The organism is Mesorhizobium carmichaelinearum, assembly GCF_900199455.1.
Taxonomy (GTDB): domain Bacteria; phylum Pseudomonadota; class Alphaproteobacteria; order Rhizobiales; family Rhizobiaceae; genus Mesorhizobium; species Mesorhizobium carmichaelinearum.
Genome location: NZ_FZQR01000008.1, coordinates 20006 through 33468 on the forward strand (window position 1 = coordinate 20006; position 13463 = coordinate 33468).

A 13463-nucleotide genomic window follows, 5' to 3' on the forward strand; every position below is an offset into this window, starting at 1 on the left:
CCGACATGGCCAGCGAAAAAACTCTGGAGACTATGTGCTGGGAGAACCGCGAACCGCGCTCGCGTCAGTGGCGCTTGGCTTGCACCAGATAGGCGTCAATCTCGGTCTCGCCGAGCCACTTGGCCGCTTCCAGCCGATGCAGGCCTTCGACGAGGATATGGCGCTTGCCGTCGTGGCGGACCTGGATCGGCGTCTTCATGCCGTTCTCCAATATGTCCTCGGCGAGATGGCGGACGGTCTCGGGGTGCAGCGTCTTCTTGCGCGCCGTCGGCACATAGATGTCGTCGACCTTGACCTTTTGCACTCTGAGCATACTGGCTCCCACGGCGGAAAATACCGCCTCGCCTGAGATAGTCGGTTTGCTGAAGGCGGCCAAGGGCGCGGCTAACGAATACCAGGCCTAAGGAGCCGGTTTTCCTGTCGCCGCGCATTTCGTTATTCCCTATCCGCGATCGCGGACGGAGCAATCCCCATGAGCAAATCCCTCGTCACCTTTGTCGGCGTCGCGCATCCCTGGATGTGCGACGTGATGGGTCACATGAATGTGCGCCATTACGCGGCGATGTTCGACGACGCCAGTTTCCAGCTTCTTGGCCATATCGCCGGGGAGGACGGCAGCCAGGCCTCGGCACCCGGATGGGCCGATGTGCGCACCGAAATCGACTATCGCCATGAAACGAGAGCCGGATCGCTGCTGACCATCCACTCGCATGTGGTGAAGATTGGCCGCACCTCCATCACTTTCCAACAGGTGATGTCGGGGTCTCTCGACGGCATCGTCCATGCATCGAGCCGGACCACAAGCGTGCGCTTCGATCTTGCCGCGCGAGCCTCGGTGGTGCTGGACGAGCCGATGCGCGGCCGTGCGGCGGCCTACCTCGTCGAATAGATCGGCTTCCGCTGTTCAGCCATTGTAGATGCGCTCCTCGAACGGCGTCTCGGCGATCAGCGCCTGCAGCCCAGACAGCAGTGCCTTCTCGGCGCGATTCATCGCCTTGTCGGGATTGGTGAGCAGGAAGATGTCGATGGCCGGCGGCGCGTCGTAGGGCGGCAGCCGCCACAGCGCGCCGTCAGCCACGTCGCGTTGCGCCACATGCAGCGGCAGCGGGCCGATGCCGAGCCCGGCAACGATCATGCGCCGCACCTCCTCCAGGCTGGAGGACACGCCGACGACATCGGCATTCAGCCGGGCCTCGCTGCGCAGCAACGCCACTGGGCGCAACGCGTCCGAAATATGGTCGGTCTGGAAGGAGACCGAGGGTTCGCCCTTCAGATCTGCCAGCGTCAGTCCGGTCTTTCCGTAAAGCCTGTGCTGCGGACCGCAGAAGAAGCCGAAGAATTCGCGATAGACCATCGCATAGTCCAGCGCCGGGTCGCGCTGGCTGACGAGGCAGATGCCGAAGGAGGCACGACGTTCCCGCACCTGCTTGGCGACTTCGGTGCTTGCCGAAACCGAAATGGTGATGCTGGCGCGCGGGTAGTTGCGATGAAACTCCGCCAACGCCCGATCGAACAGCGGCGAGACGACATGGCTCGCGGTGGCGATCATGACGTGGCCTGTAACGTCGTCGCTGATTCCCCGCATCAACAGTGGCAGCTGCGATATCGAGCCGAAGACCTCGACGCTCTGCTCATAAATCAGCCGCCCGACTTCGGTGAGTTCGAAGCGTGTCGCGTCTCGCTCGACCAGCCGCCGGCCAACCCGGTCCTCCAGGCGCCGCAAGGCGTTGCTGACGCTGGGTTGCTTGAGGTTGAGGCGCTCGGCGGCACGGGTGATGCTCTTCACTTCCGCGATGACGATGAACGTCCGCAGAAGGTTCCAGTCGAGGTCCCAGACCAGGCGTTCGGGGCGCGGCAAAGCCATTCCTGAAATCTATGCTCCCTATTCCCATTATCTATTTGCGCAATGCTGGCGCAAAGGCAATCCTTGACCTCAGGAGAGCGCCCCAACGCCTCCCAAGAACAAGCCTTCGCGCTCCATCCAGAGGACCAGGAATTCAGATGAACAAAGTATTTTCCAGCATTGCGGTCGCGACGCTGCTGCTCGCGTCGGCCTTCACCAGCGTTTCAGCGCAGGCCGACGATCTCGAAAAGATCAAGGCGGCGGGCGAACTGAAGATTTCCATGAGCGGGCAGTATCCGCCGTTCAACTTCGTCAACGACCAGAACGAGGTCGTCGGCTTCGACGCCGATATCGGCAAGGCCATTGCCGAGCGCATCGGCGTCAAGGGCACCATCATCACCACGGCCTGGGACGGCATCATCGCCGGGCTGCTGGCCAACAAATACAACACCGTGGTCGGCTCGATGACGATCACCCCGAGCGCGAGAAAGTGGTCGATTTCGTCGGCCCCTACTACCACGCCGGCCGCGCGGTTTTCGTGAACCAGGATTCCAAGGTGCAGAGCCTGGACGAGCTCAAGGGCAAGACCCTCGGCGTGACGCTCGGCGAGACGCATGAAAAGTGGGCGCGCGAACAGGGCGGCTGGGATGTCCGTACCTACAAGGGCCTGCCGGAATTGCTGCTGGAGCTGAAGGCCGGCCGCGTCGACGCCATTGTCGTCGACAACATCCCGGTCATGGTCGCCGTCAAGGAAACCGGAGAGAAGGTCCGCAAGCTCGACACGCCTGATATCGAGGGCGGCAGCGTCGCCATCGGCATCGCCATCCGCAAGGACAATCCGGAGCTCAAGGCCGCCATGCAGAAGGCGCTGGACGGCATGATGGCCGATGGCACCTACGAAAAGATCTCCAAGCAATGGGTCGGCAGCGACATCCGCTAATTTCCTGAGGCCTCGGGCGAGGCAAATTCGCCTGAGGCCACACGCCATTTCTGCCGGGCTGATCCATGGACTTCTCCTTGATGCTGCGCGTCTTCCCCTTCTTCGTGGAGGCCGCGCTGGTGACGCTGGAACTGACGGCGCTGGCCCTGCTTCTGGGGCTGGCCGCAGCAGCACTGGCCGCGGCCGGCAGGATGTCGAGGTCCGCGATCCTGCGCGCTGTCGGCACGGCCTATGTCAGCCTGTTTCGCGGCACGCCCTGCCTGATCCAGCTCTTCGTGCTCTATTTCGGCGGCCCGCAGATCGGCATCAATCTGGATCCGTTCGCCGCGGGCGTGATTGGGCTCGGTCTCAACATCGGCGCCTATATGGCAGAATCGATCCGTGGCGCTGTGGTTGCGGTCGACCGGGGCCAGACAGAGGCTGCCCGCACCATCGGCTTCAGCCGTTTCCAGACCCTTCGAAAGGTCGTGCTGCCGCAGGCCGCCAGGCTGATGATTCGTCCACTCGGCGTCAACACGGTTGCCTTGCTGAAGGGTTCGGCACTGGTGTCCACCATCTCGGTGGTGGAGCTGACCTATACCGCCCAGCGTTTCATCGGCTCCACCTACAAGCCGTTCGAGATCTTCGGCGTTGCGGCCCTGCTCTACATGGTCATGGTCTACGCCGTCGCCCGCCTCGTCGACATGCTCGACCGGCGCTTCGCCATCGTCTGACGGGAGAGCACGATGCAAGGTTTGGATTTCGCCGTCATTGCGCCCTATTGGGATCTGCTGTTGATAGGCGCCTGGTGGACCGCCGTGCTGACCGTCTCAGCGGGCGTGCTGAGTTTTGTCTTCGGCATTCTGTTTGCCGTCACCGTGCTCTATGCGCCGGCGATCCTTGCCTATCCCGTTCGCGCCTTCATGTGGCTGTTCATGGGCACGCCGCTGCTGCTGCAGCTGTTCCTGATCTATTTCGGCCTGGTGCAGATCGGCATCGACATCCCAGCCCTTGCCGCCGGCATCGTCGGGCTTGGGATGCACTTTGCCGTCTACAATGCCGATGTCATCCGAGCGGGCATCGTCGCGGTCGATGTCGGTCAGACGGAAGGCGCACGCAGCATCGGCTTCGGCAAGTGGCAGACGCTGCGCTACGTCGTCATCCCGCAGGCCATCCGCAACACCGCGCCGCCGATCGGCAGCAATGTGATCGCGCTGTTGAAGGAATCTTCCATCGTCTCGGTCATCGGCATCGCCGAACTGGTCCATTCGGCGCAGTTGGCGATCAGCGAAACTTTCCGCCCCTTCGAATTCTACATCACGGCCGCCGCGCTCTACTACATCCTGAACCTTGTGCTCGAAGCGGCCTTGCATCGGTTTGAACGACATGTGGAGGTTTCCCGATGAGCACGCAGCGGCCAATGGTCGAGGTCCGCGGCGCACGCAAATCCTTCGGCGCCGTCGAGGTGCTGAAGGGCATAGATTTGTCGGTCGAACGTGGGCAGATCGTGGCGATCATCGGGCCGAGCGGCTCGGGCAAGAGCACGCTGCTGCGCTCGATCAACCATCTCGAGACGTTGAACGGCGGCGAAGTCTGGCTGGACGGCGTGCAGGTCAACCAACCGCTGAACGGCCAAGCTTTCGAACGGCACATCAACAAGGTGCGCCAGCAGATGGGCATGGTGTTCCAGCACTTCAATCTGTTCCCGCACCTGACCGTGATCGAGAACATCACGATGGGGCCGGTGATCCTCAAGGGCATGGCGAAAGCCGAGGCCCGGGCGTTGGCTCATGGCCTCTTGTCCAAGGTCGGGCTCGCCGACAAGATCGACGCCTATCCCTCGCGGCTTTCGGGCGGCCAGAAGCAACGCGTGGCGATTGCTCGTGCGCTGGCCATGCAGCCCAAGGTGATGCTGTTCGACGAAGCCACCTCGGCGCTCGATCCGGAACTGGTCGACGAGGTCAACGCGGTAATGAAACAGCTTGCCGCCGAACACATGACCATGCTCATCGTAACGCATGAGATGCGCTTTGCCGGCGAGGTGGCAGACAGGGTGCTGTTCATGGATGGCGGCGTGGTCGTCGAGGAAGGCCCGCCGGCCGACATTTTCCGCGCGCCGCAGAAGGAGCGCACCCGCAGCTTCCTCAAGAAATATCTTTCCGCCTGAGTACAATGATGACCAGATTGCCCACGGAATTCCCCGATTTCGGACTGACGGACGACCAGCGCCGCCACGCGGTGCGCGGCCACTATTACGAATGGCCAGGCATGGATGGCGAGCGCGGCGAGATCTGGTGTTACTCCGACCGCTTTTCCTATCGCGCCGGCGAGACAGTGACGCTGCATGTCAGTTCGACGACTCCGTCCTTCAGTATGACGATTATCCGCGACGGCGGCACCGAGACCAAAGTGTTCGAGAAATCGGGCATCGCGGCGTGTTGGCAGGACACTTCAGACCAATGTTCCGCCGAGGGTTGCGGCTGGGAAGCCGCCTTCGAATTCCGTGTCGAGAGCGACTGGCCGTCCGGTGCCTATCGGATAACGCTGACTGCCGTTGGCCATGACGGCAAGCCGATCCACAGCCACCACCTTTTCATCGTCTCTCCTCAACCGGGCAAGAAGCCTGGCCGTGTGCTGCAGGTGGCGGCGACGGGGACCTGGCTTGCCTACAACACCTGGGGCGGCTCCAACCACTATCAGGGCATCACCGGGCCGGACCGCAACCAGTACTCGCCGATCGTCTCGACGCAGCGCCCCTGGTGCCGTGGCTTCGTCGTGCTGCCAAAAGATGCGCCGCGCGTGCCGTTGGAGGTCGCCGTCCCACCGAAGACGGTGCCGCGCTATCCGCATATGGAATGGGCGCTGGCTACCGGCCATTCGAAGAAATACGCCTCGTCCGGTTGGGCGAGCTATGACAGCCACTTCTTCCGGTTCGCCGAACGGGCCGGCTATGCCGTCGATCTCGCCAGCCAACACGACCTGCATTTTTCGCCCGACATTCTCGACGGCTATGACTGCGCCGTCTTCGTCGGCCACGACGAATACTGGACCTGGGAAATGCGCGACGCGGTCGACAGCTACGTCGAACGCGGTGGCCATGCAGCGCGCTTTGCCGGCAATTTCATGTGGCAGACACGGCTGGAAGACGAGGGCCGCCGGCAGGTCTGCTACAAATACCGCGCGCGCAAGGAGGATCCCGCCTATCTCCAAGGCGGCGACGTCACCCGCGCCACCAATTCGTGGGAGGCGCCGGAGATCGGCCGGCCCGGTTCAGCAACCTTCGGCCTCAACGCGACACGCGGCGTCTATGCCGGCTGGGGCGGCTGCGCGCCACGCGGCGTGCGTGGTTTTCCGGTCTACCGGCCGGAGCACTGGGCCTTTGCCGGCACCGGCATCTACTATGGCGACCTGCTGGGTGCCGACAGCCATGTCTATGGGTATGAAGTCGACGGGCTCGACTTCGAGATCCGCGGCGGCCTGCCCTACCCCACCGCAACCAGCGGCGCGCCGGAAGGCTTGCAGGTTCTCGCCGTCGGCATGGCATCCCAAGTCGAGGAAAGTGCCGACATTCCGATCGAGGACCAGTTCCTCACCGACGAGGATGGCCGCTTCACCGCCGAGACTTTGTTCGGCGAGGCGAGCGACGCCAATCTCGAAAAAGTCAAACGCGGCAACGGCATGATCGTCAACTTCCCGCGCGGCAAGGGCGAAGTCTTCCATGCCGGAAGCTGCGAATGGGTGGCCGGCCTGCTAAGACAAGACCCGATGGTCGAACGCGTCACCCAGAATGTCCTTGATCGCTACCTTGGAAAGTCCTGACATGTCGAAGACCCAGACCGCCGCTCAAGTGACCGAGGCGCGCCGAGAATCGCATCTGTTCTATTTGTCCAGCCTGCGCCGGCCGCTGATCGACCGCGCCGAGGGCATCTATATGTGGACGCAGGACGGCCGTCGCTTCATCGACGGCTCGAGCGGGCCGATGGTCGCCAATATCGGCCATTCCAACCGCAATGTGCTGGACGCCATGAAACGGCAGATGGACCGTGCCACCTTTGCCTACCGGCTGCATTTCGAGAACGAGCCGGCGGAAGAGCTAGCGCGGGAACTGGCCGGCAAATTGCCTGAAGGCATGGACCGCATCTTCTTCGTCTCGGGTGGCTCGGAAGCGACGGAATCCTGCATCAAGCTGGCGCGGCAATGGGCTGTCGCCACCGGCCAGGCCAGCCGCTGGAAGGTGATCACCCGTTTCCCCTCCTATCATGGCGGCACGCTGGGTTCGCTGTCGATCACCGGCGACGACGCTCTGGCCGAGACTTTCGAGCCGATGATGCGGGTGATGCCGACCGTGCCGGCGCCGACCGCCTGGCGCGACCGCGACAATCTTTCGATGGAGCAGCGCGGCGTGCGCTATGCCGACATGCTGGAGGAAAAAATCCTCGCGGAAGGGCCTGAAAGTGTCGTCGCCTTCATCATGGAACCGATTGGGGGTGCCGCGACCGCAGCCCTTGTTGCGCCCGACAGCTACTATGCGCGCATCCGCGAGATCTGCGATCGCTACGGCATCCTGCTCATCCACGACGAAGTGATGAGCGGCGCCGGCCGCACCGGCAAATTCCTCGGCGGCGATCACTGGAACTGCAAGCCCGACATCGTCGCGCTGTCCAAGGGGCTGGGCTCCGGCTATGCGCCGCTCGGCGCGCTCGCCGCACCGATGCGGCTGGTCCAGCCGCTGCTCGCTTCCGGCGGTTTCCAGCATGGCCACACCTATGCCGGCAATCCCCTGGCCTGCGCCGCCGGTCTTGCCGTGCTCGGCGAAATGGACCGGCTCGACCTGATCGCCAATGCGGCTGCCATGGGCGACGTGCTGATGGAGGGGCTGAAGGGGCTGGCCAAGCGTTTTCCTTTCATCGCCGATGTGCGCGGCAAGGGCCTGCTGACCGGTGCCGAGATGGTGGCCGACCCCGAAACACTGCGGCCGATCGACCAGGGCAAGAAAGCCACGCAGCGCCTGCTCGACCTCGCCTACGAGCGCGGGCTGATCATCTATGGCCGCCGGGTCAAGGGTGGTGTCGACGGCGACAATTTCATGGTCGCGCCACCGATGATCGTCACCAGCGAACAGGTCGGCGAGATCGTCTCCATCATCGGCGATTCGCTGGAAGTACTCGCCGCCGAGCTCGACCTGCCGGTCGAAGGCCGGGGCTGAAAAATGGCGCCGCGAAAAATCATCATCACCTGCGCCGTCACCGGCTCGGTGCACACGCCATCGATGTCGCCCTATCTGCCGGTGACGCCCGACCAGATCGCTTCGGATGCGATCGCCGCGGCCGAAGCCGGCGCCTCGATCCTGCATTTGCATGCACGGGACCCCAAAGATGGCCGCCCAACGGCCGATCCGGATGTCTTCATGCAGTTCCTGCCGCGCATCAAGCAAGCGACCGATGCGGTGATCAACATCACCACTGGTGGCTCCTCCCTGATGACGCTGGACCAGCGGTTGGCAGCGCCACTGCGGGCCGAGCCCGAAATGTGCTCACTCAACATGGGCTCGATGAATTTCGCGCTGTTCCCGATGCTCGACAAGCCACGCGAATGGCAGCACGAATGGGAGCCAAAGCTGCTGGAAGCCACGCGCGACACCATCTTCAAGAACACTTTCGCCGATATGGAAGGCGTGCTCGAAAGACTGGGCAAGGGTTGCGGCACGCGCTTCGAATTCGAATGCTACGATGTCGGTCACCTCTATTCACTGGCGCATTTCCGCGACCGCGGACTGGTGTCGGGGCCACTGTTCATCCAGTTCGTGCTGGGCATTCTGGGCGGCATCGGCGCCGATCCGGACAATCTCATCCACATGAAGCGCATCGCCGACAAATTGTTCGGCGACAGCTATCAGTTCTCGGTGCTGGCCGCCGGCCGCCAGCAGATGCCGCTGATCTCGATCGCCGCGGCAATGGGCGGCAATGTTCGCGTCGGCCTGGAAGACAGCCTCTATGATGGCCGCCAGCTGGCGAAATCCAACGCCGACCAGGTGCGCCGCATCCGTGGCATTCTCGATGGCCTGTCGCTGGAGGTTGCCACGCCGGCCGAGGCGCGTGAAATGCTGGCGCTGAAAGGTGGCGACCGGGTGGCTTTCTAAAAGCAAGGGAGGAGCTGATATGGAAAAGGTTCTCGTCTCCGCCTGCCTGCTTGGCAGCCATGTCCGCTATAACGGCTCCTACCGGCTCAACAACCATCCGGTACTGATGCGTTGGCAGGAGGAAGGACGTGTCGTGCAAATCTGTCCAGAGGTTGCCGCAGGCTTCTCCACGCCGCGTCCTGCCGCAGAAATTCACGGCAGAGCCGACGCTGTGCTCCACGGCCAGGGTCGAGTGGTCGAGCAAACGGGAAACGACGTGACCGCACTTTATCTCGAAGCCGGGCAGCTTGCGCTCGAACTAGCCCGAGAAACGGGATGCCGCTACGCGGTTCTTACCGACGGCAGTCCGTCCTGCGGCAGCAGCTTCGTCTACGACGGCAGTTTTGCAGGCAAACGGGTGACCGGTCGCGGCACGACCACCGCTCTGCTGGAAGCGAACGGCATTCGCGTCTTTTCGGAAGACAATATCGGCGACCTTGACGATCTCCTGAACAAGCCCGGTTCAGCCTAGACCACGGCCTGATCCATGGCAGACAAGATCCAGACAGCGACCAGCGATGCCGTGATCCGCCACGGCACCATCGACGATGTCGACACCATCCACGCCGCGCTTCTCAAACTCGGCACCCATATCGGCGCGCATCAGGAGATCACGTCCACGTCAGATGACCTGCGCCGCTACGGCTTTGGCGAAAAGCCCGCCTTCTCCACCCTGATCGCCGAAGTCGGCGGTGAATTCGCCGGCCTGTGCCTGCATTTCCGGATCTTCTCGACCTGGATGGGACGGCCCGGGGTCTATGTGCAGGACCTCTATGTCGAGGATAGGTTTCGCGGCCGCAAGATCGGCGAGCGGCTGTTGCGGCGTGTCGCGGCAGAGTGTCGGAAGGAAGGTGGCGTCTATCTGAGGCTGTCGGTCGACACCGACAATGAAGGCGCCAAAGCTTTTTACGAGAGGCTGGGCATTGCCTGGTCGAGTTACGAACAGACGCAGAAGATCATCGGCGAGGCCTTTTTCGCCTTCGCCGACGCGCCGGAGGAGCAGGAATGAAAGCCTTTTACGCCGAGGAGCAGAAGCGGCACGACCCCAAGGCCTTTCTTTCCAGTGGTGCACCGCAGCCAAATCCGGAAAAACCCGAGCGCGTCGAGAGATTGTTAGCCGGCGCAACATCTGCCGGCTGCACGATCGAGCGGCCGCGCAATCACGGTCTCGGTCCGGTCTCGGCGGTACACACGCCCGAATATCTCGACTTCCTCGAACATATTTTCGAGCGCTGGCAGCGCATCGAGGGCGCCTCGGCCGAAGTGATCCCCAACATCCATCCGATCGCACGCAGCGGCTCCTACCCCGCCTCCGCCGTCGGCCAGGCCGGCTACCATATGGCCGATACGGCTTGCCCGATCTCGGGCGAGACATGGCAAAGCGCGCTGTGGAGCGCGTGGAGCGCGGTCGAAGCCGCGGAAACGGTGATGGCTGGCGCGACGGCCGCCTATGCGCTGTGCCGCCCGCCTGGCCACCACGCTTTTGCCGATGTCGCCGGCGGCTTCTGCTTCATCAACAATTCGGCCGTCGCGGCGCAGGTGCTGCGCAAGCAGGCCGCGCGGGTGGCGATCCTCGATGTCGACCTGCACCACGGCAACGGCACGCAAGGCATTTTCTATGCACGGCCGGATGTGCTCACGGTGTCGCTGCATGCTGATCCGGTGCGCTTTTACCCATTTTTCTGGGGTCACGCCGACGAGCGTGGCGAAGGCCCGGGCCTTGGTTACAATTTCAACCTGCCGCTGCCGCGCAAATCCGCTGACGCGGCATTTCTGGAAGCGCTTGGCGTTGCGTTCCAGCGAATCCGGTCTTTCTCGCCCGACGCGCTGGTCGTGGCGCTCGGTCTCGATGCGTTCGAGGGCGATCCATTCGGCGGGCTTTCGGTGACGACGCCAGGTTTTTCGCGCATCGGCGAGGCGATTGCCGGGCTCGACCTGCCGACGGTCATCGTCCAGGAAGGCGGCTATCTCTGCGACGCACTCGGCGACAATCTCACCGCTTTCCTCACCGGCTTCGGCGGCAAGGCACGGTAAGGATTCAAGCTGCCGTCAGGATCGCTGCTGCCTGAGCATGGCGATGACCCGATGCACGCTCTCGAGCGTCTCGTCGATCTCGGGCGCTGTGTTGTAATGCGCGATGCCGATGCGCACGACGCCTTGCTCGGCCGGAATGCCGAGCTGGTGGACGATCTCCCAAGCGTAGTTGTGGCCGGACCACAGGAAGATGTTTTCGGCGTTCATCTGCCGCACGATCGTTTCCGGCACAATGCCGTCGACGGTGAAAGAGACCGTCGGTACGCGATCGGCGAGCCGCTTGCGATCGGTGATGCCATGGATGGTCAGGCCTGAAATGTCGGACAGGCCGTCGATCAGCCTTTGCGCCAGCGGATTCTCATAGGCGATGCAGGCTTCGAACGCCCTGGCGATCTTCTGCCTGCGCGAACCACCCTCGCCCGCCGCCGCCCCCAGTTCGGCAAAATAATCGACCGCCGCCGTCAGGCCGGCCATCAACTCGATCTGCGGCGTACCAAGCTCGAACCGCTCCGGCAGGCCATTGGACGAACAGCGGCATTTGTAGGGTTTCAGGCCGTCGATCACTTCGCGCCGTCCCCACAAGATGCCCATATGCGGGCCGAAGAATTTGTAGGCCGAGCAGATCAGGAAATCGCAGCCAAGCTCTTGCACGTCGATCAGGCCATGCGGCGCGAACTGGACGGCATCGACATAGACCAGGGCGCCGGCCTGTTTTGCGATGGCGGTCAGGGCCTTGACCCGGTTGATCGAGCCGGTGAGGTTCGAGGCATAATTCAACGCGACCAGTTTTGTCTTATCGGACAGCAAACCGGTCAGCGTCGCCTCCTCGACCTGCCAGCTCTTTTCTTCGAACGGCAGCCAGCGCACGACGAGGCCAAAATCCTCGGCCAGTTGCAGCCAGGGCGAGACATTGCCCTCGTGATCCATGCGGGTGAGGATGATCTCGTCGCCGGGCTTCAGTGTGCGGCCGAGCGTGCGCGACATGTGATAGGTCAGCGTCGTCATGTTGGCGCCGATGATGATTTCCTCGAAGCTTGCCGCACCAAGGAAATCGGCCATCGCCTGATGCGCCTCGTCCACGACAGATTGAGCGGCGATCGTCGTTTCGAAATAGCCGCCGAGATTGGCATTGGTGGTGAGCAAGCAGCGCGACACCTCATCGGCTACCGCCTGCGGCACCTGCGTGCCGGCAGGGTTGTCGAGATAGATGCGTCGGCGGCCCTTGTCGGTCAGGGAAAGCGCTGGAAATTGGCCACGCACGACCTCGATCGGAAAATCCACCATCGTCTCCACCCCTCTGTCAATCCTTGGTAATTCTATCCCCGCAGATCAGGGACAGGGATTGCCGACCCGCTGGTGGATCGCATCCACCGCCTTCTGCATCTCTTCGGTCCAGACGACATCCACCGAAGACAACGCCATTTCGAGCTGCGGAATGGTCGTCGCACCGATGATGTTGGAGGTGACGAAGGGCCGGCTCGACACATAGGCGTTGGCAAACAGCGCCGGCTCCATGCCGAAGGAGCGCGCCAGTTCATTGTATTCGAGCAGCACTTCGGCGGCATTCGGCGTCTCGTAACGCTGGCCGCGATTGAACAACTGCGAGCGCGAGCCCTGCGGTCGGGCGCCGTGATCGTATTTGCCGGTCAAATAACCCTGAGCCAGCGGCGAATAAGGCAGCAACGACACCTGCTCGCGCTCGCAGACCTCGGCAAGGTTTACCTCGAAGGTGCGGTTGACGAGATTGTAGGCGTTCTGGATCGACGCGACCCGCGGGCCGATCCCTTTCTCGGCCTCTGAGAGGTAACGCATGAGGCCCCAGGAACTCTCATTCGACAGGCCGAAATAACGGATCTTTCCCGCTTTCACCAGTTCGTCGAAGACGCCAAGCGTCTCGGCGATCGGCGTTTCGTTGGCCGGTGCGCCGTCGGCATCGGCGCGCCGCGCCACCGCGCCGACCCGCGTCGGGTTGGCGCCCCAGGGGATGTCCCGCTCCGGCCAGTGGATTTGATAAAGGTCGATATAGTCCGTGCCGAGCTTGGCCAGCGATTTCTCGACCGCGTCAAAAATATCGGCACGCACCAATTGCGATGGCCTGCCGCCGCGAAACCAGTCGCTCGCCGTGCGGCCGACGACCTTGGAGGCCAGGATCACCTTGTCGCGATTGCCCTTGGCCTTCATCCAGCTGCCGATGATCTTTTCCGTCCGCCCTTGCGTCTCCGCCTTGGGCGGGATCGGGTAGAGCTCGGCGGTGTCGATGAAATTGACGCCGCGCGAAAAAGCCAGATCCATCTGTGCGTGACCTTCGGCCTCGGTGTTCTGCTGGCCCCAGGTCATCGAACCAAGGCAGATCTGGGTAACAAGAAGATCGGTCCGACCAAGACGGCGCTTGTGCATGGAATTCTGCTCCGGAGGGAAAGTCTGCGCGGGAGGGAGGCTGCATGTATAGGGAAAGCTACGGCGCTCTCCAAGCCTGGCCAGGCCGACTT

At 62.8% G+C, this 13463-nt stretch carries 14 protein-coding genes and 1 pseudogene; 11 read left to right on the top strand and 4 right to left on the bottom strand.

Annotated elements, in window-relative coordinates; genetic code table 11:
* Nucleotides 1–64: 64 nt before the first annotated feature.
* A complete protein-coding gene (locus CKW40_RS19020) occupies nt 65–313 on the bottom strand; it encodes a ParB N-terminal domain-containing protein (RefSeq protein WP_008875526.1) in 249 nt (82 codons plus the stop codon).
* Nucleotides 314–472: 159 nt separating this feature from the next.
* Here CKW40_RS19020 and CKW40_RS19025 point away from each other — a divergent pair, with 159 nt between their 5' ends.
* On the top strand, nt 473–889 hold the full coding sequence (locus tag CKW40_RS19025) for an acyl-CoA thioesterase (protein ID WP_095201435.1): 417 nt from the start codon (nt 473–475) through the stop codon (nt 887–889).
* A gap of 15 nt (nt 890–904) precedes the next feature.
* Here the strand turns inward: CKW40_RS19025 and CKW40_RS19030 are convergent, their stop codons facing one another.
* Complete coding sequence (locus CKW40_RS19030) at nt 905–1864, bottom strand: LysR family transcriptional regulator (protein WP_095201436.1); 960 nt, start codon at nt 1862–1864, stop codon at nt 905–907.
* Nucleotides 1865–2001: 137 nt separating this feature from the next.
* Between CKW40_RS19030 and CKW40_RS19035 the strand changes: the two are divergent.
* From CKW40_RS19035 to CKW40_RS19080, 10 genes and pseudogenes are all read left to right on the top strand, one after another.
* Nucleotides 2002–2783 (top strand): annotated as a pseudogene (locus tag CKW40_RS19035) (ABC transporter substrate-binding protein).
* 65 nt (nt 2784–2848) lie between these two features.
* On the top strand, nt 2849–3496 hold the full coding sequence (locus CKW40_RS19040; protein ID WP_095201437.1) for an amino acid ABC transporter permease: 648 nt from the start codon (nt 2849–2851) through the stop codon (nt 3494–3496).
* A 12-nt stretch (nt 3497–3508) separates the two neighbouring features.
* Nucleotides 3509–4168, top strand: coding sequence for an amino acid ABC transporter permease (locus tag CKW40_RS19045; RefSeq protein WP_095201438.1), 660 nt, complete (start codon nt 3509–3511; stop codon nt 4166–4168).
* The gene (locus tag CKW40_RS19050) at nt 4165–4929 is read left to right on the top strand and encodes an amino acid ABC transporter ATP-binding protein (RefSeq protein ID WP_095201439.1); all 765 of its coding nucleotides are present in this window, start codon (nt 4165–4167) and stop codon (nt 4927–4929) included. Before CKW40_RS19045 ends, CKW40_RS19050 begins: the two co-directional genes overlap by 4 nt.
* A gap of 8 nt (nt 4930–4937) precedes the next feature.
* Nucleotides 4938–6581, top strand: coding sequence for a N,N-dimethylformamidase beta subunit family domain-containing protein (locus tag CKW40_RS19055; protein WP_095201683.1), 1644 nt, complete (start codon nt 4938–4940; stop codon nt 6579–6581).
* A 1-nt stretch (nt 6582) separates the two neighbouring features.
* The gene (locus tag CKW40_RS19060) at nt 6583–7968 is read left to right on the top strand and encodes an aminotransferase family protein (protein ID WP_095201440.1); all 1386 of its coding nucleotides are present in this window, start codon (nt 6583–6585) and stop codon (nt 7966–7968) included.
* 3 nt (nt 7969–7971) lie between these two features.
* Nucleotides 7972–8901, top strand: coding sequence for a 3,5-dioxohexanoate:acetyl-CoA acetone transferase (gene kce, locus CKW40_RS19065; protein WP_095201441.1), 930 nt, complete (start codon nt 7972–7974; stop codon nt 8899–8901).
* A 19-nt stretch (nt 8902–8920) separates the two neighbouring features.
* Nucleotides 8921–9412: a 2-thiouracil desulfurase family protein gene (locus tag CKW40_RS19070; protein WP_095201442.1), complete on the top strand. Its 492-nt coding sequence runs from the start codon at nt 8921–8923 to the stop codon at nt 9410–9412.
* 15 nt (nt 9413–9427) lie between these two features.
* A complete protein-coding gene (locus tag CKW40_RS19075; protein ID WP_095201443.1) occupies nt 9428–9949 on the top strand; it encodes a GNAT family N-acetyltransferase in 522 nt (173 codons plus the stop codon).
* Nucleotides 9946–10974 (top strand): histone deacetylase family protein, encoded by a 1029-nt coding sequence (locus CKW40_RS19080; protein ID WP_095201444.1) that lies wholly within the window; start codon nt 9946–9948, stop codon nt 10972–10974. The genes CKW40_RS19075 and CKW40_RS19080 overlap by 4 nt, the downstream gene beginning before the upstream one ends.
* Nucleotides 10975–10989: 15 nt before the next feature.
* On the opposite strand, the gene CKW40_RS19085 is transcribed toward CKW40_RS19080, so the two are convergent.
* Together CKW40_RS19085 and CKW40_RS19090 are read right to left on the bottom strand one after the other, a co-directional pair.
* Nucleotides 10990–12258: a cysteine desulfurase-like protein gene (locus CKW40_RS19085; protein WP_179298017.1), complete on the bottom strand. Its 1269-nt coding sequence runs from the start codon at nt 12256–12258 to the stop codon at nt 10990–10992.
* Between the two features lie 45 nt (nt 12259–12303).
* Nucleotides 12304–13371: an aldo/keto reductase gene (locus CKW40_RS19090; RefSeq protein WP_095201445.1), complete on the bottom strand. Its 1068-nt coding sequence runs from the start codon at nt 13369–13371 to the stop codon at nt 12304–12306.
* Nucleotides 13372–13463 lie beyond the last annotated feature (92 nt).